14 protein-coding genes are annotated in these 24756 nt (G+C 65.3%); 7 read left to right on the top strand and 7 right to left on the bottom strand.

The window, feature by feature from the left end; all coding sequences use genetic code 11:
• Positions 1-331 precede the first annotated feature (331 nt).
• From mnmG to FHS47_RS16005, 4 genes are all read left to right on the top strand, one after another.
• Entirely contained in the window at positions 332-2212 is a 1881-nt protein-coding gene (mnmG, locus tag FHS47_RS16020) for a tRNA uridine-5-carboxymethylaminomethyl(34) synthesis enzyme MnmG (protein ID WP_282097587.1), read from the top strand.
• Between the two features lie 80 nt (positions 2213-2292).
• Positions 2293-3051 carry an RDD family protein gene (locus FHS47_RS16015; RefSeq protein ID WP_167030345.1) on the top strand — a complete coding sequence of 253 codons (759 nt, stop codon included), beginning with the start codon at positions 2293-2295 and terminating at the stop codon, positions 3049-3051.
• 84 nt (positions 3052-3135) lie between these two features.
• Complete coding sequence (locus tag FHS47_RS16010; protein ID WP_167030342.1) at positions 3136-5472, top strand: Tex family protein; 2337 nt, start codon at positions 3136-3138, stop codon at positions 5470-5472.
• 161 nt (positions 5473-5633) lie between these two features.
• A complete protein-coding gene (locus FHS47_RS16005; RefSeq protein WP_167030339.1) occupies positions 5634-7430 on the top strand; it encodes an autotransporter domain-containing protein in 1797 nt (598 codons plus the stop codon).
• Positions 7431-7630: 200 nt separating this feature from the next.
• Here FHS47_RS16005 and FHS47_RS16000 read toward each other — a convergent pair whose 3' ends face one another.
• The 3 genes from FHS47_RS16000 to FHS47_RS15990 all read right to left on the bottom strand — a co-directional run bounded on the left by FHS47_RS16000 (position 7631) and on the right by FHS47_RS15990 (position 15378).
• Entirely contained in the window at positions 7631-8491 is an 861-nt protein-coding gene (locus tag FHS47_RS16000; RefSeq protein ID WP_167030335.1) for a DUF1481 domain-containing protein, read from the bottom strand.
• 312 nt (positions 8492-8803) lie between these two features.
• Positions 8804-11848, bottom strand: a complete 3045-nt coding sequence (locus FHS47_RS15995) for a TonB-dependent receptor (RefSeq protein ID WP_167030331.1) — start codon at positions 11846-11848, stop codon at positions 8804-8806.
• A gap of 488 nt (positions 11849-12336) precedes the next feature.
• Positions 12337-15378, bottom strand: coding sequence for a TonB-dependent receptor (locus FHS47_RS15990; protein WP_167030328.1), 3042 nt, complete (start codon positions 15376-15378; stop codon positions 12337-12339).
• A 536-nt stretch (positions 15379-15914) separates the two neighbouring features.
• Between FHS47_RS15990 and FHS47_RS15985 the strand changes: the two genes are divergently transcribed.
• Positions 15915-16514 carry a helix-turn-helix transcriptional regulator gene (locus FHS47_RS15985; protein ID WP_167030324.1) on the top strand — a complete coding sequence of 200 codons (600 nt, stop codon included), beginning with the start codon at positions 15915-15917 and terminating at the stop codon, positions 16512-16514.
• A 39-nt stretch (positions 16515-16553) separates the two neighbouring features.
• On the opposite strand, the gene glyS is transcribed toward FHS47_RS15985, so the two are convergent.
• A complete protein-coding gene (gene glyS, locus FHS47_RS15980) occupies positions 16554-18698 on the bottom strand; it encodes a glycine--tRNA ligase subunit beta (RefSeq protein ID WP_167030323.1) in 2145 nt (714 codons plus the stop codon).
• Complete coding sequence (glyQ, locus tag FHS47_RS15975) at positions 18691-19602, bottom strand: glycine--tRNA ligase subunit alpha (protein ID WP_167030320.1); 912 nt, start codon at positions 19600-19602, stop codon at positions 18691-18693. The genes glyS and glyQ overlap by 8 nt, the downstream gene beginning before the upstream one ends.
• Positions 19603-19667: 65 nt before the next feature.
• Between glyQ and FHS47_RS15970 the strand changes: the two genes are divergently transcribed.
• Both FHS47_RS15970 and FHS47_RS15965 read left to right on the top strand, forming a co-directional pair.
• On the top strand, positions 19668-21482 hold the full coding sequence (locus tag FHS47_RS15970) for a GspE/PulE family protein (RefSeq protein WP_167030317.1): 1815 nt from the start codon (positions 19668-19670) through the stop codon (positions 21480-21482).
• Positions 21479-22216, top strand: coding sequence for a glutamine amidotransferase (locus FHS47_RS15965; RefSeq protein ID WP_167030314.1), 738 nt, complete (start codon positions 21479-21481; stop codon positions 22214-22216). Before FHS47_RS15970 ends, FHS47_RS15965 begins: the two co-directional genes overlap by 4 nt.
• Here the strand turns inward: FHS47_RS15965 and FHS47_RS15960 are convergent.
• Positions 22205-22888 (bottom strand): rhomboid family intramembrane serine protease, encoded by a 684-nt coding sequence (locus FHS47_RS15960; RefSeq protein WP_167030311.1) that lies wholly within the window; start codon positions 22886-22888, stop codon positions 22205-22207. The genes FHS47_RS15965 and FHS47_RS15960 overlap by 12 nt on opposite strands.
• Positions 22889-22890: 2 nt before the next feature.
• On the bottom strand, positions 22891-24492 hold the full coding sequence (locus FHS47_RS15955) for an ExeA family protein (protein WP_167030308.1): 1602 nt from the start codon (positions 24490-24492) through the stop codon (positions 22891-22893).
• Positions 24493-24756: the final 264 nt, after the last annotated feature.

Raw genomic sequence — 24756 nt, 5'->3', positions numbered from 1 at the left:
TTGGCATCAACAAAGAAAGCCGCGGTCGAGGCCGCGGCTCTTTGTGCCAGTCATTCGGTTTCTGGCGCCCGGCAGCACGGTCATCCTGGATTCCCCCTGTTCCTGAGACCGCCGGGCGCCAGATCTCATTCTCCGAACCGAACGGGGCGTCCTTGCCCGCATTCCGCTTCCTTCTTCCGGCACTCGGCCAAACCCCTGTGTTCGGTCTCGGCGCGCGGGTGATCGCGCAGCGTCTGCCCGGAAGAAGTGCACGCATAAGCAAGCACGAGCCATGCCACCGGTTGGTTGCGTAAGGGCGTAAAATCGCCCATCCGGCATCCCAAGCCCATTCATGCCCATGTTGCACAACGAAACCTACGACGTGATCGTGGTCGGTGGCGGTCACGCCGGCACGGAGGCCGCCCTGGCCTCGGCGCGGGCCGGCGCCCGCACGCTCCTGCTCAGCCACAACATCGAAACCATCGGCCAGATGAGCTGCAATCCGGCCATCGGCGGCATCGGCAAGGGGCATCTGGTCAAGGAAATCGACGCTCTCGGCGGCGCCATGGGCGTGGCCGCGGATCGTGCGGGCATCCAGTGGCGCACGCTCAATGCCTCCAAGGGGCCGGCCGTCCGTGCCACCCGTTGCCAGGCCGACCGCGCGCTGTACAAGGCCGCCATCCGATCGATGGTGGAAACCCAGCCGAACCTCGTGCTCTTCCAGCAGGCCGTGGACGACCTCATCCTCGTCGGCGGCCGCGTAGCGGGCGTGCGCACCCAGATGGGCCTGGACTTCCATGCGCCGGCGGTGGTGCTCACGGCGGGCACCTTCCTCGCCGGCAAGATCCATATCGGCCCCGCGCAATACGCGGGTGGCCGCGCCGGCGACCCGCCCGCGTCCACCCTCGCCGCCAGGCTCCGCGAGTTGCCCGTGGCCGCCGACCGCCTGAAGACCGGCACGCCGCCGCGCATCGACAGCCGCAGCATCGACTTCTCGGTGCTGGACGAGCAACCCGGCGACGACCCGATGCCGCACTTCTCGTTCATGGGGTCCGCCGCGGACCATCCGCGCCAGGTGAGCTGCTGGATCACCCATACCACCGAGGCGACACACGAACTCATTCGCGGCTCGCTCGACCGGTCGCCGCTCTACAGCGGCCAGATCGAAGGTGTGGGTCCGCGCTATTGTCCCTCGATCGAGGACAAGGTCGTTCGCTTCGCCGACAAGACCTCGCACCAGATCTTCGTGGAGCCCGAAGGTCTGGACACCTTCGAGATCTACCCCAACGGCATTTCCACGTCCCTGCCTTTCGACGTGCAGTACGCGCTGGTCCGCTCCATCCCCGGTTTCGAACAGGCGCACATCACTCGCCCCGGCTACGCCATCGAGTACGACTACTTCGATCCGCGCGGCTTGCAGCCCTGGCTGGAAACCAAGGCCATTCCCGGCCTTTACTTCGCGGGACAGATCAACGGCACCACGGGATACGAGGAAGCCGGCGCGCAAGGCCTTATCGCCGGCATGAACGCGGCGCTGGCCGTGCGCGGCGACGCGCCCTGGTATCCCGGGCGCGACGAGGCCTACATCGGCGTGCTCATCGACGACCTCACCACGAACGGCACGATCGAGCCCTACCGCATGTTCACCTCGCGCGCCGAATACCGGCTGCACCTGCGCGAGGACAACGCCGACCTCCGATTGACGCCGCAGGGCTACGCCCGAGGCGTGGTCTCCGAGGCACGCTTCCGCCGGCTCGAGACCAAGCGGGACGCTGCCGAACGCGAGAGCGCTCGCCTCAAAGGCCTATGGGCAGCTCCCACGAATGCGCTCGGCGCAACCATCGAACGCTCGCTCGGCATCGCCGTGAGTCGGGAGACGCACGCGCTCGACCTGCTGCGCCGCCCGGGCATGGATTACACGACGCTCACCGCCGTCCCTGAGCTGGGGCCGCCGGTCGACGACGCCGAAGTGGCCACCCAGGTCGAGGTGCAGGCGAAATATGCCGGCTACCTCGAGCGCCAGCGCGAGGAAATCGACCGCCAGCGCCGTCATGAGGCCACCGCCATTCCCGAAGGCTTCGATTACGACCGCGTGCGTGGCCTGTCGGCGGAAGTGCTGCTCAAGCTGAAGCGGTCGCAGCCCGCCACCATCGGCCAGGCCTCGCGCATCAGCGGCGTGACCCCGGCCGCCATCTCGCTGCTGCTGGTGCACCTGAAGCGCCGCGCCGCGTAGGAGCGCACGGGGGCGCGGTCCTACACGGCTTTGCGGCCCATCTGGCATCATTTGGGCATTGAGCGAGCGGAAGGAACACCATGCAGGTCTGGATCGGACGGAACGGCGAGCGCTTCGGCCCTTACGAAGAAAGCGAAGTCCGGCAGTGGCTGCGCGACGGCACCTGCCGCCCGGAGGAGCTGGGCTGGTACGAAGGCATGACCGACTGGCGTCCGCTGGGTGAGCTGTTCCCGGACGAACGACCGGCGCCGGGCGCCGTGCCGCCCACGCCGCCGCCCCCACCGCCCTTCATGGGCGTCACCGAATCGGCGGAACCGGAATACGCCGGGTTCTGGCTGCGCTTCGGCGCCTGGGTCATCGACTACCTGATCCTCATGGTGCCGTTCACGGCGATCAGCCTTGCCATGGGGCTGGGCGCGGCGATGACCACCCTCCTCAGCCGCATCGAAAACGACCAGACGGCGGCGATCACCGCTTACGCCACCGCTGTGCAGCCGATCACGTACGTGCTGCTGGTCATCGGCTTCGCCTACTACGTGTTCTTCGAAAGCTCGAAGTGGCAAGCCACGCCCGGCAAGATGGCGGTGGGCATCCGCGTGACCGATGTCGAAGGCCGCCGCCTCACCGTGGCGCGTGCCGCGGGGCGCAACGCCGTGCGCCTCGTCAACGCGTTTACTGTGCTCATCCCCATGGTGTTCTACATCACCGCCGCGTTCACCCAGCGCAAGCAGGGCGTGCATGACCTGCTGGCCAGCACCTACGTGCTGACGGGGCGCGCGGACAGCACGGCGGCCGTACCGGCAGCCGACACCCGTCCCGGCGGCCGCTTCGACGCCTGAGTCCGCAGGGAGGCTCCTCCGTCGCTTGCTATCATCGGCGGCCCGGCCCAAAGGCCGGTCGGCAGAGCAAGCGACAGGAAACCCATGCAGAGCATCGAACAACGTATTGCCCAGGACATCGCCGCCAAGCCCGAACAGGTGCGCGCGGCGGTGGAGCTCCTCGACGGCGGCGCCACCGTGCCGTTCATCGCGCGCTACCGCAAGGAAGTCACCGGGGGCCTCGACGACACCCAGCTGCGCCTGCTCGAAGAGCGCCTGCGCTACCTGCGCGAACTCGAAGACCGCCGCGCCGCGATCCTGGACAGCATCGCCGAACAGGGCAAGATGACCGACGCCCTCCGCGCCGACATCCTCGCCGCGGACACGAAGGCTCGGCTCGAAGACCTTTACCTGCCCTATAAGCCCAAGCGCCGCACAAAAGCGCAGATCGCGCGCGAAGCCGGCCTGGAACCCCTCGCGCTGACCCTGCGCGACGATCCGACCCAAAACCCGGAAACCGTTGCCGCCGGCTACGTGGACGCCGAGAAAGGCGTCGCCGACACGAAGGCCGCGCTCGACGGCGCCCGCGCCATCCTCATGGAAACGATCTCCGAAGACGCCGCACTGGTGGGCGAACTGCGCGACTGGCTTTGGGAAAAGGGACAGATTCGCGCCACCGTCGTCGCCGGAAAGGAAAACGAGGGCGCGAAGTTCCGCGACTACTTCGACCACATGGAGCCGGTGGCGAAGATTCCGTCGCATCGCCTGCTGGCGCTGATGCGCGCCCGCAACGAAGGCATCCTCGAGATCGACCTGAACCCCGGCGCCGACGCCGAGCAGGGCCATGCCGAGGGCGAAGGCCGCGTGGCCGCGCGTGCCGGGATCGTCGACCGTGGCCGCCCTGCCGACGCGTGGCTGCGCGAGACCGTTCGCCTCACGTGGCGGGTGAAGCTGCACCTGCACCTTACTCTGGACCTCTTCGGTCGCGTGCGCGAAGGGGCCGAGGACGAAGCCATCCGTGTGTTCGGCGAGAACCTCAAGGACCTGCTGCTCGCCGCTCCGGCGGGGGCGAAAACCGTCATGGGCCTCGACCCCGGCATTCGCACCGGCTGCAAGATCGCCATCGTGGATGCTACGGGCAAGCTGCTCGCCTACGACACCATCTACCCGCACGAACCGCGCAACCAGTGGGACCAGTCCATCGCTCGTATCGCGCAGTTGTCGAAACAGCACGGGGTGAACCTCGTCGCCATCGGCAACGGCACGGCCTCGCGGGAAACGGACAAGCTGGTGGGCGAAGTCATTCGCAAGCATCCGGACCTGGGACTGTCCAAGGTCGTGGTGAGCGAAGCGGGCGCCTCCGTCTATTCGGCCTCGGAACTCGCCGCCAGGGAATTCCCCGATCTCGACGTGTCGATCCGTGGCGCCGTGTCGATCGCGCGGCGTCTGCAAGACCCCCTGGCCGAGCTGGTGAAGATCGAACCGAAGGCCATCGGCGTGGGCCAGTACCAGCATGACGTGAACCAGGTAAAGCTGGCACGCGCGCTGGATGCCCGCGTCGAAGACTGCGTAAACGCCGTGGGTGTCGACGTGAACACGGCATCCGCCCCGTTGCTCGCGCGCGTGGCTGGACTGTCGTCCAGCGTGGCGGAGAACGTGGTGAAGCACCGCGACGCGAACGGCCCCTTTCCCAGCCGCAAGGATCTGCTCAAGGTTCCCCGGCTGGGCGACAAGGCCTTCGAACAGTGCGCGGGCTTCCTGCGCATCACCGGCGGCAGCAATCCCCTGGACGCGAGCAGCGTGCATCCCGAGGCCTACCCTGTCGTGGAGCGCATCCTCAAGCAGTGCGGGCGCGAAGTGAAACAGGTCATCGGCGACACCGCATTTCTGCGCGGCCTCAAGGCGGAGGCATTCACCGACGACACCTTCGGCCTGCCCACCGTGCGGGACATCCTCAAGGAACTGGAAAAGCCCGGCCGCGATCCGCGACCCGAATTCGTCGCACCCAGCTTCGCGGAAGGCGTCGAAGACCTGAAGGACCTCAAGGTGGGCATGGTGCTGGAAGGGCGCGTGACCAACGTGGCGGCCTTTGGCGCCTTCGTGGACATCGGCGTGCATCAGGACGGCCTCGTCCACGTCTCGGCCCTGTCGCACACCTTCGTGAAGGACCCCCGCGACGCGGTGAAAGCCGGCGACATCGTCAAGGTGAAGGTCATGGAGGTCGACCTGCCACGCAAGCGCATCGCCCTCAGCATGCGCCTGGATGACGTGCCGGGCGAGGCGCGCGGCGGCCGTCCCGGAGGCCAGCGCGACGACGCCTCCGCGGGTGGCAACCGCCGCGGCGGCGCCCAGGGCGGCCGTGGGCAGCAAGCCCCGAAGTCCACGCCGGTTCCGGCCAACAGCGCCTTCGCCGACGCGCTGTCGCGTGCGATGAAGAAATAACTCAAGCCAGCTGGCGTGACAGCGCTGGCGAATCCCCTCCGTAAGGGAGGGGATTCGCCGACATCCTTCTTCCTCATGGCCTGCTACCGCAGCGCAGCATGCGCCGCCGTATGGCTTCGATTACCGTAACGTTTCTCTAACGCCCCACACGGAGTGTCCACATGCGAATTCGTCATCTTGCCGGTGCCATCGGTGCCGCCCTTCTCTTCAGTGCCGGGGCGCACGCCGACGGATACCAGCAGGTCGTTTCCTTCGGCGACAGCCTCAGCGACAACGGCAACGTCGCCCTGCTTTCCGGTTCTCCGGTAATCACCCGCTTCACCACGAACCCGGGCACGGTTGCCGTCGAGAACATCGCCAGGCACTTCAACCTCACGCTGGCCCCGTCGCTCCAGGGCGGCACCGACTACGCCTTCGGCGGCGCGCGCGCAGCGATCGCGAACCCGGTGCCCGCCACGTCCACACAGATTCAGCAGTACCTCGCCGCGAATGGCGGCAAGGCCAACCCGAACGCCCTGTACACGATGTGGGTCGGCGCCAACGACCTGCTCGCGGCCGCGCAGAACCCCGCCACGGCGCAGGTCACGGTGGCTACCGCCGCGACCAACGAAGTCGGTCAGATCAAGGCACTGCAAGCTGCCGGCGCGAAGACCATCGTGGTCTTCAACCTCCCCGACGTGGGCAAGACGCCGGCCGCCATGTCGCAGGGCGCCGCCGCCTCGGCCGGCATCACGCAGCTGACGCAGGTCTACAACGGCGTGCTCAGCGGCGGCTTGGCCTCGGCCAACCGGGGCATCGTGCCCATCGACACGTATGCCCTGCTCAACGAAGTGATCGCCAGCCCGAGCACCTACGGCTTCACCAACGTCACCGTGCCGGCCTGCACCACGGCCAGCTCGATCACCTGCTCGCCCGCGACGTTGCGCGACCCGAATGCCGCCGGCACCTACCTGTTCGCCGACGGCATCCACCCGACCACCGCGGCGCACGCGCTGCTGGGTCAGTACGCCATCTCGGTGATCACGGCGCCCCAGCAGATCTCGCTGCTCGGCGAAGCGGGCCTGGCGTCCAATGCCGCCCACGTGCGCACGCTGCGCAACCAGATGATGGCCGATAACTTCGGTGCCGACTCGCGCTTCTTCGCGGCAGTCGATTACGGCCAGCAGAAGTTCAAGAACACCGACACCTCGCCCAAGACCGACAGCGACAACGTCAACCTGACCCTCGGTGCCGATGCGCGCGTGAACGACCACGTGTCGGTCGGCGTCGCGCTGGGTATCGCCCAGTCGAAGGCCGACTTCCAGGGCGGTGGCGGCTACAAGATGCAGGACATCGCCGGCTCGGGCTACGCGTTCTATCACAACGGCGGCGGTTACTTCGGCGGCTTCGCCAGCTTCGGCCAGCTGAGCTTCACCGACATCGACCGCCGCATCGACCTTGGCACGGCCCGCCGCACCGAAACCGGCAAGACGGACGGCTCGCATGTCGGTGGCGGCCTCAGTGGCGGCTGGTGGTTCGGTGGCGAAACGCTGAAGACGGGCCCGTTCGTGTCGGTGGAGTGGGAGCAGCTTCGCGTGTTCGGTTACACCGAACGCAGCGACACCAGCACGGCCATGCGCTTCGACAAGCAGATTCGCAATTCGCGCATCGAGACCGCCGGCTGGCGCCTGCAGGGCGCATGGCAGTCGGGCGACACGTTGCTTCGCCCCTTCGCCGAAGTGGCTTATAACCACGACGGCCGCGCGGACGACCGTTATGTCACCGCGGGCCTCACCAACATGGCTGGCCAGTTCACCGTCCAGGGCTTCTCGCCCGACAAGACCTGGGTCACCGCCGACCTCGGCGTCACCGCCGACTTCAACCGCAGCTGGAGCGGCTGGGTCAGCTACAGCGGCCGGTTCGGCGACGACACGCAGCGTTACAACGGTCTGAACCTGGGTGTGAAGCTGGCGTTCTGATCCGGTCGAGCGATACGCTCGATCAGTCGCAAGGCGCTGGGTCCCTGCTTTCGCAGGGACGACGACTGGTGGCGATAAGCCCCACCCGTCATTCCTGTGAAGGCAGGAATCCAGCGCCCCAGTCCGGGACAAACGACGACGCTCCATCAAAAAAAACGCCGGCATGTGCCGGCGTTTTTTTGGCTCAGGAATGGACGGCTTTACTTCTTGCCGCCACCCTTCGCATACATCGCCTCGGCCTGCTTCTTCAGGCTGTTCGCGTCATCGTCGGACAGCACGTCGACCTTGCCGCCGGCTTCGTTCTGCTTCAGTACCAGCTCGCCGGCGTCGTTCCAGCCCGCGCGCTCGATCGAGTTCGGCTTGGCGTCCTTGCTCGACTTCTTCTCCTGCACGATGACCCACGGCTTGCCGTTCTTGTAGGCGTAGTTCGTGGAGGTGAAACCCTTGTCGCCGTAATCGACCAGTTCGATGACGAACTGGACGTCGTTGCCCTTCTTGAAGATCTGCCAGCCGCGCGACTCGCCTTCCTTCAGCGCGGTGCCCTGGGTGACCTTCATGCCGCCGATGTTCTTCTTGAGGCTGTTGTAACCGGCCAGTTCCTTCTCGCCCGGCGTGGCTTCGCCGACAAGCTGGATGGTGACGGCGTTCTTCGCGCCCTTGGTCAGCACCGGTGTCTTCAGCGGCGAGGAATAGTGGCGCTCGCCGTCCTGCAGCGATACGTCGACGATGTACATGTCGTTCGGATTCACGTCCGACGCGTTGAAGTCGAGCTGGAACGACTGCGGCATGGTGACCGGCGCGATCGTCTTGCTGGCGAGCGGCTGCGAACCTTCGGCCGACACGTCGACCAGCTTGAGTTCGAGCTTCGCGTCCGGGCTCAACTGGGCGCCGGCGTCGCGCAGGCTGACGGTGCCGGTGACGGCATTGGCCGGCGCGGCGTTGGCATTATCGGAGCCCGCCGGGCCCGCAGCCTGCTGGCCATTGGTGTCGGAGCCGCCGCTGCAACCGGCGAGGGCCGCCATGGCGGCCACGGATGCGAGCGACAAGAGAATCCTGCGCATGGTCGAACCTCGTTACGGAACGGAATGGTCGTGGGTCACGGAAGATACGCGTGCGCATGGCGCACCGGGCCTCCGGGGGGAACTTGTGAGCATACCGGCAAATAGGCGTTTCGAAAAGTCAAGTGACGAACTAGACACGAAAGCGCATTTCGTCGTCCTCGGCTAGCTGGCAGTCAGACTTGCCGGAAACGTGCCATCTTACGGATTTCCAAGGAATTCGCAAAAAAAACGCCACCCGAAGGTGGCGCTTCTTTCTGGGCGGGCGCCGGGCCCGAAGGGGCCCGGTGCCTGCCGGCAGCCGACTACCGTGGATCAGTAGTCGTAGGTGACGCCGAAGCGGACCGAACGCGGGGTCTGGTACGTCAGCGCACGGCGGTACTGCTCGTTCGGAGCGTTCGACACGCCATAGTACGGATACGACTGGGTCTTCTGCTGCTCGTTGAAGAGATTGAACACTTCGACGCTGAAGGCCAGCTTGTGGTCGGCGAAGGCCGGGCGGTACTCCGAGCTGACCGAGACGGTATGCGTCATCGGCAGGCGGCTGCCCTTGCCCGGAGGCGACGGCTGACCGGCGCACCAGTGGTACGACTCGACACCGTAACCCGCATCGACCTCGTCCGGACCGAAACCGCCGTAGCAGTTGCGCGGCGCACCCGACACGATGGCGATGTTACCCGCGACCATCCATTCCGGAGTGATCTGGTAAGCGCCGTAAGCCTTCAGCGCGTGGGTGTGATCGTTGGCGAGGTCGCCGTTCGAATACACCATCAGCGGAGCATTGTCCCAGGCCTGAGTGACAGACGGGTTGCTGCGGGTACCGGCATCGGTATCCACCTGACCTTCGCTGTTACCGTAGAGGCGCGAGTAGGTGTAGCTGACGGTACCCCACCAGTTGCCGTCGCCCTTCTGACGGTCGAGGTGCAGCTCGGCCGCGTAGTAGTGACGCTTCAGGTGCGGGAATCCGAGGTCCTTGTTGGACAGCGAGATCGAGTCGTAGCCGCCTGCAGCATTCTGCACCTGGAAGGTGTTCGCGCGACCCGGGTTGAACAGGTAGCAGCCGATGGCGTCCCAGTTCTGCGTCGAGGTGTCGTAACCGGCAGCCGTGAAGGCGTCCTGCACGCGACCCGAGTCGCAGTAGTCGTCGATCGCGTTACCCAGCTTGCGGTAGGTCAGCTTGGCACCGTAGGTCCAGTTCGTGCCGAGGGTCTTGTCGAAGCCGGCAATGAACTCATCCTGGTACTCGGCCTTCACACCCTTGGCCGTGACGGTCTTCGGATCCGGCTGCTGGCCGTACTCGTTGTTCGTCGACACTTCCGCACCCAGACCGCGCACGGTGTTGAGCGGCGTGAGACCAGTCGGGTAACCCGTGGCCGGGTCGATACCGGAGTACGCGAAGTAGCGGTTCGTGTAGTACGAACCCGAAGCCGCGCGCAGTGCCGGCGACGCCGGGAGAGCGAGGTAATAACGACCGGCGTTGGCGTACACCTTGAAGGTGCTGTCGCCGTACACGTCCCAGGTACCGCCAAGGCGCGGAGCCCACTGCGGCTTGGTCTGGGTGATGTAAGCCTGACCGCCGGCGTTGTAGTTGGTGAACTGGTCGTTACGCAGGCCGAGCGACAGCAGGATGTTGTCGGTGACCTGCCACTTGTCTTCCACGTACTGCGCGCGCTGCTTCACGCGAACGCTGCCCGACGTGGTGATGCGGTACTGCGAAACGTAATACGTCTGGCCCGGGAGGGGATCCACGAGGCCGCCCGCGATCGTGCCGGAGTCGGAGACGCGGCCGTAAGCCCAGGAGTAGCCGGCGTTACCGTAGATGTAGCTACCGTCGTCGTTGTCCTGCGTGTTCTGGTTGTCGATACCGGCCGACAGGGTGTGGTTACCCACGACCCAGGACAGGTCGAGGCGGTAGTTCGTGCCCTTGCTCTCGTGCTTCGGATTGTCGATGTCGCGCAGGTTCTGCGCGTTGCCGATACCGCCGGCCACGCCACCGTTCAGCGCGGGGTTCTGGTTACCCGGCGTGGTGATGTAGATGAGGTCCGGATCGGTCAGAGCCGGCTGGGTGTAGAACGCCGTCTTCTGCTTGCCGTACTGGGCGGTCAAGGTCAGGGTGTCGGTGATGTAGCTGGTGTACTTGGCCAGCCACATCGTCTGCTTGGTGTTCTCGATCGTGGCAGCGTTGCGATACTCCTGGCGGGTCTTCGTATCGTTGTCGTAGCCGTAGATGCCACCGGAGTATTCATCCTTGTACGACGCACCCGTCAGTTCGAGGATGTTGTTGTCGTTGATGTTCCAGTCGATCTTGCCATACAGCTTCGGATCGTCGTAACGGTAGTTGGTCACCTGGGTGGTGGGCACCGAACCGACGTTCGTACCTTCGCGACGCGCGCCTTCGACAGCGACGAACGCGAACAGCTTGTCCTTGATCAGCGGGCCGCCGGCGTAGGCCGAAGCAACCGCTTCCCAATCCTTGTTGTCACGACGGTACTGGTAGAGGTCGCCCTGGTCGGCCGAGCCCTTCGGGTAATTGATGTTGCGCGGGTCGGCCTTCGCCCACTTCGGGGTGAAGAGCAGCTGACCGCCGAAGTGGAAGTCATTCGTACCGCGACGGCCCACGACGTTGATCACGCCACCGGCCGAACGGCCGTACTGGGCGCCGTAGCCGCCGGTCAGGATTTCCTGCTGATCGATCGCGCCGTACGGCAGCACGATACCGCCGTAACCGTTGATCGGATCGGTCGTGTTCATGCCGTTGACGTAGTAGGCGTTTTCATTGACCGACGAGCCGGCGAACGAAATGAGGCCCTGGCCCGTCGGGCTCGCGATACCCGTGCCGGTGGCGCCGGCGGTCACGCCCGGAGCCAGCAGCGCGATGGCTTCGGCGCTACGACCCAGCGGCAACTGCTTCAGCTGGGTCTGAGTGATGACGGTGCGGGAATCGACGGACGAAACGTCGATCGGCGGCAGTGCCGTGCCGACGACGGTCACGCCTTCCAGGTTCGACGCGTTAGCAGCTGCAGCCGGCGCGGTGAACGACACTTCGGTACCGGCGTTGACGCGCAGTTCGACGTTGTCGCGCGAGTCGACGGTGGCGCCGTCCTTCATGAGGCTGACTTTGTAGCTACCGAGCGGCAGGTTGCCGAAGGTGTAGCGGCCATTCTCACCGACGGTGGTGGAACGGGTCACACCAGTCTGGCTGGTAATCTGAACGGTTTCACCGGGCTGAGCCGAGCCGAAGAGGCTACCGGTGGTGGCCTGGGCGAACACGGAACCCGTGAGGCCCATGCCCATCGCGAGCGCAAGCGCCAGCGAGGAACGACGCAGGACGGATGCCTGCCGGATGCTGCGAGAACTCATTGCAAATCTCCCCAGATCAGCCCGAACCGGGCCTGAAAACGAGCAAAGCCGGCCGAAGCCGGAAAAAAGTGGCCTGTTCGAACGCATGTGCGGGGATTGCCTTCGCCCTATCTCTCTCCCAGAGAGGTGCGTCGCCCCGTTGACTTGCTTCCGATAAGCCCTGACTCGCTGGTCGAATCTTCCCGCCAAGTCCGTGGGGAAGGGGTCGTCCAGAGTCGTCGATGCCGAATCTAGGCGTACGCCGAGGCCCATGTCAACAAATTATTTACATGGGAACGGCGCTTTTTCTTACGTTTTAGGCGGCGATTGCCTCTTGCAACCGCAGGAATTCTGGGGAATTTCGCTTACAACTGAAACAGTTCCGTAAAAAAAGCGCCCCCGGCCGGGAGGCAGGGGGCGATCTGGGGAGGCATATTGCCTTTGCCACCGGAGCCATCCCTTGCTCCGGCGACCTTCTCTTGTTGTAGATGTTCTTGCTGACCGACCTATCAGAAGTCGTAGGTGATACCGAAACGAGCGTAGCGGGGCGTCGTCTGATAGAGCGGCACGCCATAACGCGGGTTCGGATCGTCCGCGAATTCGCGGATGGGATAGGTCTGAGTGGCCTTGCGCTGATTCAGCAGGTTGAACACCGTCACGTTGAAAGCCAGCTTGCTGTCGGCCCAGACCGGGCGATACTCGATCGCGCCCGTGACGATGTAGGTCCACGGGTTGTGGCCCGCCTTGCCAGGAGGCGACGGCTGCCCTGCGCACCAGTGGTAGTACGAGCCATAACCGAGGTTCGGATTGGTCTCGTCCGGACCGAAGTAGCCGAGGCAGCTCTTCGGAGCGCCCGACGAGATCAAGGTGTTGGCCGAGACCATCCATTCCGGGGCGATCTGGTACGAGCCATAGATCTTGAACTGGTGCTTGCGGCTGTTGGCCAACTCGCCATTCGCATACTGCATGACCTCGGCGTAATCCCAGTCGACCGTGGCGGACACGGTGTCCTGACGAATGTCCGAACGCACCTGGCCTTCCGAGTTGCCGTAGCTCTTCGAGTACAGGTAGTCGAAGCGGACCTGGTACTTGCCGTCCCAGGCGTGGTCGAGATACAGGTTCAGGCCGTAGTAGTTGCGCTTGCTGTGCGGGAACCCGAAGTCCTCATTGTTCATGTCGACCTTGTAGTAGCCGCCATTGACGTTGGGAATGAGGAAGGTATTCGCACGACCCGGATTGAACAGGTAGCTGCCCTGGATGTCGCCGATGGTGTCCGGATCGATGCCCAGGCGGTCCATCTTGCGCAGGATCGCATCGGAATCGCCCACATCGTCGATCGCGTTACGCAGCTTGCGCACGGTGGCCTTGGCACCGTAAGTCCACTTGTCGGTCAGCATCGCGTCGAAACCAAGGATGAATTCATCCTGGTACTCGGACTTGATGTTCGTGCCGGCGGCGGTCTTCGGATCGCGCGGAATGCCGTATTCGCGGTTGGCCGAGATCGGGCCGCCCGTGCTGCTGAAGATCGGCGTCAGGCCCTGAGGAATACCGTTGCCGTCGATGCCGGTGTAGTTGAAGTACTCACGCGTGTACAGCGAAGCACCGGCGGAACGCAGCGCGACGGATGCCGGCAGCGCGAGGAAGTAGCGGCCCGCGTTGGCGTAGATCTTCAGGCTGGAATCGCCGTTCACGTCCCACGTGGCACCGAGGCGCGGCGCCCACTGCGGCTTCTTGAGGCGGAGGTACGGTTCACCGTTCTGGTTGTAGTTGGTGAACTGGTCATTGCGCAGACCAAGCTTCAGCAACCAGCGGTCGTTCACCTGCCACGAGTCTTCGATGTACTGCGCGCGCTGCGTCGTGCGCACCGAGGCGGCGGTGCTGTAGACATAGCGAGCGACGTAGTAGCCGTTGCCTCCCGGCGGCGCTACATAAGCGGCGTCGGTCGGCGATTTGCCGATGATCGGCGTACCCGGCTTGCCCACGCCGTATTCCCAGGCGTATCCCGGACCCGACGTCGTAATGCCGTCGTTCTGATCGGATACCTTCTGGTTGTCGATACCGGCGGTGACCGTGTGATCGCCGATGTGGTAGCTCAGGTCGATGCGAAGGTTGGTATTGGTGGACTTGTGACGGGGATCGGCGATCTGGGCGGACGGGTTGGCATTGCTGATCGGCGAACCGCCATTGAGCGCGGGATCCTGCCTCGTCGGCTGGAGGATCGACGGCAGATCCGTTCCAGCCGCCGTCGCGGTGTAATACGTGCCCTTCATCTTGCCGTAGAGCGCGGTAAGGGTCAGGTCGTCGGTGATGTAGCTGGTGAACTTGGCGGAGTAGACGTCAGCGCCGGACTTGTTCTGCGGTGCGCCGGCAGTGTCCTTGCTCACGAATGCACCGCGTGTGCGCGTGGCGTAGTCATAGTCGAAGATCGAGGCGTCGTAGTCCTGCTTGTTCGAGGCGCCCGTCAGTTCGAGGATATTGCTGTCGTTGATGTTCCAGTCGATCTTTCCGTAGTACTTCGGATTGCGATAGCTCTGCTTGTAGACGAACGGCGCATTGACGTTCGTGATCTGCGAGCCCTCGCGGCGCTCCTGTTCGGCGGCCAGGAACACGTACAACGTGTCCTTGATGAGCGGACCGCCAGCGTAGGCCGAGTACGTCGTACGCCACGTCTTGTCCGTGTCGTTGCGATCGAATATTTCACCGGCCTCCGAACCGACCTTGCGGTAGTAGTTCATCGGCGAGGCTTTCGTTCCTTTCGGCTCCCACAGAACCTGAGCGCCAAAATGCCACTCGTTCGAACCACGCTTACCCACCTGGCTGAGTACGCCACCCGACGAACGACCGTAGGCCGCGCCGTAGCCACCAGCGAGAATTTCCTGCTGATCAATGGCGCCGTAAGGCAAGCTGATGCCGCCGAAACCGCTCAGCGGGTCGGTCGTGTTGAAACCGTTGATGTAGTACGCATTCTCGGTAACGGCGCTACCGGCGATGGAAACGAGCGGGTTACCGGTCGGGCCAGTAAAGAACGAGCTGCCGGCAACGGCGCCCGGGGCAAGCAGCGCAATCGCTTCGGCGGTACGGGCGAGCGGCAACTTCGCAAGCTGCTGCGACGTAATGACTGTACGCGAGTCGACCGAGCTCACGTCGATCGAAGGCAAGGCGTTCGCAGAGACGGTCACGCCTTCCAGGCTGGCGGCTTCACCGGACGCAGCTGCACCGCCAAATCCTACCTCCGTACCCGCACCCACACGAAGGGTGACGTTGGACCGCGAATCGACGGCGGCGCCGTCACGGTTCAGCGTGACCTTGTAGTTGCCCAGGGGCAATTGGCCGATGGTGTACCGGCCATCGGGGCTGACGGTGGCGGTACGGGTGACGCCCGTATCGCTGGTGGCGGTGACTGTCTGGCCTGCGCCGGCGGGCACCTGGCCGAAGATCGAACCGGTGGTCGCCTGCGCGAACACGGCACCGGAAACGGTGCCCAGGCTGATCGCAAGGGCCAGTGCGCTCCGGCGGCCCAGCGAATTGGCGCGGTAATGACGTGAACTCATGAATTGCTCTCCCCGTGAAAAGCCGCTGCCGCAGAAAAATGCGGAATGGCGGCAAGCCGAGCCCGCCCCGCAACGCGGGGGGCGGCTCGTAGCCTGGTCTTGGAATCTGTTACTACAAACAACGGGATCCACGAAACCATCCCGCCCCCGGAACCTCACCGTGTAGGTGATTGCCTACAGATATACGCAAGGCGTCATGTTCCCGCAATATGAAAAACTCACAGGTTTTTTACCTGTCTCAGCAATAACTTGCTCGACAATATCGCGCCTCAAAGCTGTGAATTTTCTGTACTTACGAGCACTTACGTCGTCGCCGAAACGTGACTTCCGGCCTATATGGGACTTTTGCCTAGGAAACGTTCCTAGTAGGAATGTGCGCTCTCCCACGCGTTTTCCTAACGAGTTCGTTCATTTGCCACGATCGATGGGCCGATGAAAGGCTTCCGAAGGCAAGCTCCTGTACACCGAACTCCGGGCTCGCGCGTTGAGCGCTCATCGCCGGGGGGCGGTCATCTGAAAAACGAGGTTGCATTCGCATGAACGAAAACTCACGGGGAACCGTCCTGGCCGAGGCCTCGCGAGGCGGGCTGGACACCATCCAAACGGATGCCGCGGTCGCACCTTCTTCGTTCGCCAGTCGCGTTCGCGCTGTCATCAAGATGTCGGGAAGCGTCAGCGAGATCGCTCGCCGCTGCGGATTCTCCGAAGGCGTGGTGCGCAGCTGGCGCGACGGCAATACTGATCCTTCCCGCGGCCGCTGCGTCACCATGGCCAAGACGCTGGGCCTTTCCCTGGTCTGGCTGGCCGCCGGTGAGGGACCGATGATGCTCGACGGCTCCAGCGAAGACCCGGTATCGAGGAACGGTCGAACCAGCGACACCACGGCTGGCCGCGAAGCGGCGGCCGACCGGAGCACGGCACTGGACCCGAACCGGCTCGCGGCGGCGATGAAGCTGCTGCAGTCCGATATCGAAATGACGGGCAGCCGGTTCTCGCCGGTGCGCCATGCCGACCTTGTCGCGGAGATGTATTCGATCCTCGCCCGCTCTGGCGAGGCCGACTACGCGGACCGCATGGTGGCCTTCCGCCGCACCCTCGTATCGCGGATACAGGACGACCAAGGCGTGGCGGCCTGATTCCTGGCCGGGCCTTCGCACCGCGAAGGCCCGGGGGTTTCAGAGGCGGGAGATGTCCGCGATGGCGCCGAAGCTGGCCTTCAGCTGCGCCAGCAGCGCGAGGCGGTTGGCGCGCACCGCGGGATTCTCGGCGTTGACCAGCACGTCGTCGAAGAAGCGGTCCACCGGCGCCTGCAGCGCCGACAGGCGCGCCAGAGCGCCCGTATAGTCCCCTCGTCCCAGCAACGCGTCCGTGTCCGCGCGCGCCGCGTCGAGCGCGGCATGCAGGTCGCGCTCCGCATCCAATTCGAAATGGGCGGGATCGACGCGGCCTTCGACGGGCGCGGCGCCCGCTTCCTCGGCCTGCTTGCGCAGGATGTTCGCCACGCGCTTGTTCGCGGCAGCCAGACTCGCCGCTTCGGCGCGCCGCGCGAACTCGGCCACGGCGCGCAGGCGGCGGTCGAAGTCCGGAAGCGTGGCGGGCGCCACGGCAAGCACGGACTCGAACTGATCGGCCGAATATCCCTGGTCGGCGTAATAACCGCGGAGGCGCTCGAGGACGAACGCATGCACCTCGTCGCCCAGCCCGCTGCGGCGTGCGCCGATGTCGACCTGCGGCGCCTTGCCGTCCTTTCCGGGCTTCACGCCGGCGACCAGGGCGGCTTCCGGCACGAGCTCGAACGCTTCGGAAAGCGCGGCGCGCAGGTCGATGTCCAGGCCGCCTTCGATGAGCGTACGGGCAAGGCCGAGAGCGGCGCGGCGCAGCGCGAATGGATCTTTGTTGCCGCTGGGCTTCAGGCCCACGGCGAAGATGCCGGCAAGGGTATCGAGGCGCTCGGCCACCGCCAGAACCCTTCCCACGGCGCCGCCGGCGATGGCGTCGCCGCCGAAACGCGGCTGGTAGAAGCTGTCGAGCGCATCGGCCACATCGGCGGGGATGCCCTGCCGCGTGGCGTAATAGCGACCCATCACGCCCTGCAATTCGGGAAATTCGCCGACCATGCGGGTGAGCAGGTCGCACTTGGCGAGGGCGGCCGCGTGTGTCGCCTGGGCCGCATCCACACCCACGCGATTGGCGATCACCCGTGCCAGTTCGGCCACGCGCACCGTCTTGTCCCACAGGCTACCCAGCGATTGCTGATAGGTAACCGCCTTGAGGCCTTCCTGGTAGTCGGCCAGAGGCGTCTTCAGGTCCTCGTCCCAGAAGAACTTCGCATCGGCGAAACGCGGACGGATGACGCGCTCATAACCCTTGCGGATCTCCGCCGGGTCGCGACTTTCGATATTGGCGACGCCGATGAAGTGCTCGGTAAGCCGGCCTTCGGCGTCGAACACGGGCACGAACTTCTGGTTCGTCTCCATCGTGGTCACCAGTGCTTCCGGTGGCACATCGAGGAATTCGCGCTCGAACGTGCAGGCGATCGCGACGGGCCACTCGGTGAGGTTGGCGATCTCGTCGAGCAGGCCGTCGGATAGCCGTGGCGTGCCGCCCGTGGCCACGCGGGCCACTTCCTCGCGGATCCGCTGCCGGCGCGCCGCCGGATCGGCGATCACATGCGCATGGCGCAGGGCGTCGAGCCAGCTGTCGGCGTCGGCGACATGCACGGGCTTCGGATGGTGGAAGCGATGGCCGATGGTGAGGCGGCCGCTCTTCAGGCCGAGCACTTCACCGTCGACGATATCCGCGCCGTGCAGCATCAGCAGGCTGTGCACGGGACGCACGAACGTGTCGTCGCGGTCGCCCCAGCGCATCGCCTTCGGAATCGGCAGTGCCTTCAGCGCCTCGGCGACGATCTCCGGCAGCAACGCCGCGGTGGGCTGGCCAGGCTTCACCGCCCGGAACACGAACCACGCGCCCTTGTCGGTCTCGAGCTTTTCGAGCGCCGTCACGTCGACGCCGCAGGATTGCGCGAACCCGATCAGCGCCTTGGCGGGTTGACCGTCCGCGCCGAGGCCGGCGGATACCGCAGGACCGCGGCGCTCGACCGTCTGCTCGGGCTGGGCCACTGCCACATCCCGAATATGCACGGCCAGCCGCCGCGGGGAAGCGTAAGTTTTCGCCGAAGCATAGTCCGCAGTGATGCCGCGTTTCTCGAGGCCTTCGACGATACCGCGTGCGAATGCGCCGGCAAGATCGTCGAGCGCCTTGGGCGGCAGCTCCTCGGTGCCCAGTTCGATGAGCAATGGCAATCGCTTGTCAGCCATGGACGGCCTCCTTGTCTTTCTTCAGGCCGGGAAAACCGAGTTTCTCGCGCTGCGCCACATAGGCCTCCGCGACACTGCGGGCCAGCGTGCGCACACGCAGGATGTAGCGCTGGCGCTCCGTGACACTGATGGCGCGGCGCGCGTCGAGCAGGTTGAACGCATGGCTGGCCTTGCACACCTGCTCGTAGGCCGGCAGCGGCAGGCCCGCGGCGATCAGTTTCCCGGCCTCGCCTTCGCAGACATCGAACCAGTGGAACAGCTCGGCCACATTGGCGTGCTCGAAGTTATAGGTGCTCTGCTCCACCTCGTTCTGGTGGAACACGTCGCCGTAGGTCACCACGCCGTGCGGCGCGTGCGTCCAGACGATGTCGTAGATGCTGTCCACGTTCTGCAGGTACATCACCAGGCGCTCGAGGCCGTAGGTGATCTCGCCTGTGACGGGCCGGCATTCCAGGCCGCCGGCCTGCTGGAAGTAGGTGAACTGGGTGACCTCCATGCCGTTCAGCCAGACCTCCCAGCCCAGCCCCCACGCACCCAGCGTGGGCGACTCCCAGTTGTCCTCGACGAAGCGCAGGTCGTGCACCAGAGGGTCGATGCCCAGCGCCTTGAGCGAGCCGATGTACCGTTCGAGGATGTCGTCCGGATTCGGTTTCAGCACCACCTGGTACTGGTAGTAGTGCTGCAGGCGGTTGGGGTTGTCGCCGTAGCGACCATCCGTAGGCCTCCGGCAGGGCTGCACGTAGGCGGCCGCCCAGGGTTCCGGACCGAGGGAGCGGAGGAAAGTGGCCGGGTGAAACGTACCCGCGCCGACTTCGGTATCGAGCGGCTGGACCAGCACGCACCCCTGCTCCGCCCAATAGCGGTTCAGGGTCTGGATCACGTCTTGGAAGGTGGGCGCGGACATGGTTCCCGGGTCCTTGAGAAAGCGGGCTAGTATAGCGGCGTGGCATCAACACAGGGTCGCAGCAGATGGCAGTGAATCCGCAACCCGGCGCGCTCCTCGGGCGCCGCGGACGGCTGGAACTCGACGAGGTGCTCGCCTCGCTCGTGGTGGACGGCTATCTCTCCGGCGAAGACGCGAAGCGCGTACGCATGGGGTCGCGGAGCGGCAAATCGGCCATCGAACTGCACCCCATGGTGCTGGTGGCCAACGCCAAGATCGAGAACCGCCGCGACCCCGGCCGCCCGCTGAGCCTGGAAACCCTGATGGAGTGGCTGGCCGGCAAGGCCGGCCTGCCCTACCTCAAGATCGACCCGATGAAGGTCAACGTGGCCCAGGCCACGCAGGCGGTCAGCAGCGCCTATGCCCAGCGCCACCGCATCCTGCCCGTCGCGGCATCGCCGATGGAGGTCACGTTCGCCACGGCGGAGCCTTTCGATACGGGCTGGGCGAACGACCTTGCCCACATGCTCCGTCGCGACGTGCGCCGCGTGGTGTCGAATCCGGTCGACATCAACCGCTACCTGCTCGAGTTCTATGGCGTGCAGCGTTCCATCCAGTTGGCCCAGGACGCGAAGGGCAGCGAGCCGTCGAAGATCATCAACTTCGAACAGCTCGTCGAGCTCGGAAAGGCAGGCGAAGTGGGCGCGGACGACCGGCACGTCGTGCACATCGTCGACTGGCTCCTGCAGTATGCGTTCGAGCAACGCGCGTCCGATATCCACCTCGAACCCCGTCGCGACGCCGGGCAGATGCGTTTCCGCATCGACGGCGTGATGCAGAAGGTGTTCGAACTGCCGCCCCCGGTGATGACCGCGGTGACGGCGCGCGTGAAGATTCTCTCGCGCATGGACGTCGCCGAGAAGCGCCGACCGCAGGACGGCCGCATCAAGACACGCTCGGCCGGCGGGCGCGAGGTGGAGCTTCGCATTTCCACCATGCCGACAGCCTTCGGCGAGAAGGTGGTCATGCGCATCTTCGATCCCGACCTCGTCATGAAGGATTTCGCGCAGCTCGGGTTCTCCGCCGAGGAAGACCGCATCTGGCGCGGCATGGTGGAGCGTCCGCACGGCATCGTGCTGGTAACCGGCCCTACCGGCTCGGGAAAGACCACCACGCTGTATTCCACGCTGAAGCACCTGGCGCGGCCGGAACTCAACGTCTGCACCGTCGAAGACCCGATCGAAATGGTGTCGCCCGACCTCAACCAGATGCAGGTGCAGCCGTCCATCGACCTGGATTTCGCCGCGGGGGTACGCACGCTGCTGCGCCAGGACCCGGACATCATCATGATCGGCGAGATCCGCGACCTGGAAACCGCGCAGATGGCGGTGCAGGCGTCGCTGACGGGACACCTCGTGCTGTCCACGCTGCACACGAACGATTCGCCCAGCGCCGTCACCCGTCTGCTCGACCTCGGTGTACCCCATTACCTCATCCAGTCCACGCTGGCGGGCGTGGTCGCGCAACGCCTGGTGCGGACGCTCTGCCCGCACTGCAAGACACCTTCGGAGCAGGATCCCGACGAGTGGCGCGTGCTCACCCACGGATGGAACGTTCCGCTGCCCGAACAGGTGTTCACGGCCGTCGGCTGCCTCGAATGCCGGAAAACCGGGTTCCTCGGCCGCACCGGCGTCTACGAAATGATGCCGATGTCGGGCCGCCTCCGTTCGCTGATCTCTGCCGAGCTCGACCTCGGCCGATTCGGCAGCGAAGCCCTGCGCGAAGGCATGAAACCCCTGCGCATTTCGGCGGCGATGCAGGTCGCTGCCGGCCTCACCACTGTCAGCGAAGTGCTCAACGTGCTTCCTCCGACCGATATCGACGAAAGCACCGCACCATGAAGCCCGTTCTCATCATCCGCACCGGCCGCGCGCCGGACACCATCAGCCAGCGCCACGGCGACTTTCCCCGTTGGTTCCGCCTGGGCCTGCGCCTGCGCGAGACACGACTCCACGTGGTCGACGTGGAACAGGGCGACAGCCTTCCGGACCCGGACGATTGCGCCGGCGCGGTCATTACCGGCTCCGCGTCGATGGTGACCGAGAAGCTGCCGTGGAGCGAGCGCACCGCCGGATGGATCCGGAACGCCATGGACATCGACCTGCCGATGCTCGGTGTCTGCTACGGCCACCAGTTGATGTCGCACGCGCTCGGCGGCCGGGTGGATTACCTGCCCGGGGGGCGCGAGATGGGCACGCTGCGCATCGACACGCATCCCGAGGCGACCAGCGACGCCCTGGGCTCGACATTGCCTGCAACGTTCCATGCGCATGCAACGCACGAGCAGAGTGTGCTGGAGCTGCCTCCCGGCACGGTGGTGCTGGCGCGGTCCGCGCGCGATCCGCACCACCTCGTGCGCTATGGCAGGCACGCCGTGAGCACGCAGTTCCATCCGGAATTCTCTGCCGGGGTGATGCGCGCCTACATCCAACGCAAGCGCGATGCGCTAGGCCGGGAGGGCCATTCTCCGGACGCGCTGTTGGCGGAGGTCGTGCCGACGCCACATGCGACTCGACTGCTGCGGGGCTTCGTGCGCGAACACCTGATGGCGCGGCGCGAGTTGTCAGCCGCGTAAACGGCGCGCAATTGCTCCCCGCGAGAACAGCGCGAACACGATACCGAAGAGGAAACCGCCGATGTGGGTCCACCACACAACGGCACCGTAACTCGCGCCCGCATAACTGAAGAGCAACTGCACGAGCGCCCAGATGCCGATGAGCACGAATGCCGGCACCCGCACGAATTCGAGATAAAGGCCGAGCGGCAATACCAGGCCCAGCTTCGCGCGAGGGAAGAGCGTGACGTAGGCGCCCACCACCGCCGACACGGCGCCGCTGCAGCCGATGATCGCCACCTTCACTCCGGTGAGGGAAATGGCGCCGATGAGGTTGGCCACCACGCCACCCAGCAGGAAGAGCAGCAGGAACCGGGGCGAGCCCAGGCTCCTTTCCGCCGGCAGGCTGAAGATCACAAGGAAGAGCAGGTTACTCAGCAGGTGCAGCCACCCCGCATGGATGAAGGTGGCGGTGAACAGGCGCAGCAGCGCCGGGTCGCTCACCTGTTGCCATAACGGCAGGCCGGTTCCGAACAGGTGTGCGGGCACGGTGCCCCAGTGCAGCATGATCGACTTGCGCTCAGTGGGGCTGGTGAGCGCAAGGGCGACGAAGCACACCACGCACACGATCACCACGAGCATCGTCGCCCAGCACAGCCGGGAACGCCGGCGGGTATCGACTTGGACGAACATGCTCAGGGAACGCCGCGCGCGAGATGCGGGCCATCGGCTTCCAGTGACGACAGCGCGAACATGGTCTCCGGCCCCACTACGCCGTCGGCGGCGATGCCGAAGCGTTGCTGCAGGGCGCGCACGCGCGTCTCGACCGAGCCGTCGAAGGTGGCCGGCTGTGCCGCCGCGCCGCCGACCGGTGCCGGCAGACGGGCAAGGATCCATGCGAGACCTTCGCCCCTGTCCCCGCGCGAAAGCTTGGCGGGCATGGCGGGATCCACGCGGAAAACGGCGTAGAACCGGCCATTCCACACGTGCTGGAAGGCATCGCGGGTAAGTTCCACGTATTTGCCGCCGAGGTACAGGCGCACGTTCTCGTCCCCGGCGCCGACCAGGAGCACCTGCTGCTTCGCATTCGCGTCGTCGAGTTCGAGCACCAACGGCCTGTCGAAGCGGCGGAGCTGGTCGAGGGAACCCCGGCCGCTGACACAGGCAAAGCCCGCGAAAATGGTGGCGTCGCAGTTGATCGCATTCGCGACCGAGGTTTCCTTCGACGTCACCTGCCAACGAGCCAGCAGTTCGCCCCATACGCGCACCTTGCCGACCTCGGGCTCGGGCAGGGCATCGTGAAACTTGGCCAGCGCCTGTTCGGGGCTGACGGTGACAAGGTTTTTGGGTCGTGAGGGACTATGGCCGGTGAGGAACCAGGTGATGGCGCCGCCGACGAAGAGGATGGCGATCATGGCGCCGATAGCGAGAATCGGCCGGCGAAACCGCCGCAGCCAGTAGCGTGCATGTTGCGGCAGCGCCTCGCGAACCACGAAACCGAGCGCGCGCTCACCGATGGACTTCTCGCCCCGCTCCGCTGCGCGCTCCAGCGCGCGGTGAGCCAGTGTATTGAGGCGCCGGGGGTTGCCCTTGCCGTCGTCGCGCAGACTGCGCAGGCCAAGCCTGCTGAACGGCATCTGCGTCGTACCCGCTACATGCAAGCGGTGGCGAACGTAGCGCTCGCTCTCCTCGGCATTGAGGGGGTTCAGGGGCAACCGGCTGCGGATACGCGCCACCAGCGCCGGTGCGCCGGCCTCGGCGAAACGCTCGCTCAGCGAGGGCTCGCCGGCCAGCACGATATGGAACGGCGCACCCGCCTTCTCGCACGCGACGAAGAGCCGGTTGACGATGGCGAGGTCGGCGTCGGACAAGGCTTCCGCGTCGTCCAGGATCCAGAGGAAGCGATGGCTCACGTGATGGGTCAGCCGCCCGAGGCCCGCGGCAAGCCCGTCCACCAGGTGATCCTCGGTGTTAGCGTCGGCGCTCAGGGGGAGCGGTAAGCCAAAGCCGGCATAGAGCGCTCGCAGCCACGCCACAGTCTCCAGCGCGTAGTCGCCGGCACCCTGCCGCACCGCGCGCACCCCGTGAGTCGCTGCATCGGCCTCGATGAGCATGCAGAGCAGCGTCTTGCCGATGCCCCGTTCACCCGTGACCAGCGTGACGCTCGAGGATGTGGCGCCGACTTCGTATTCGACCTGCGCCAGGATCTCCCGTTCCCGCGGAAACAGACACGCGAAACGCGGATCCGGTGCGTCGCCGAAGGGCGGTTCGCGAAGTCCGAAAGTCTGAAGATACATGGGCCTACTGTAGCCGATCGGCCGGAAGCGGGTGTGCCGGCAGGCGGAAACCGGATAAGAAAAAACCCGGCCTCAATGAGACCGGGTTTTTAGGATAAAGCCCCTGGCGGTGACCTGTTGCAGTGCGTGCCCGTTGGGCACCACAGCAAAGAAAAAACCCGGCCTCAATGAGACCGGGTTTTTAGGATAAAGCCCCTGGCGGTGACCTACTCTTGCATGGCTTGAGCCACACTACCATCGGCGCATGCGCGTTTCACTTCTGAG

This window comes from Luteibacter sp. SG786, assembly GCF_011759605.1.
In the GTDB taxonomy this organism is placed as follows: Bacteria; Pseudomonadota; Gammaproteobacteria; order Xanthomonadales; family Rhodanobacteraceae; genus Luteibacter.
The sequence above is the reverse complement of the archived record's forward strand: the minus strand, read 5'-3'. Positions and strand labels throughout refer to the sequence as shown.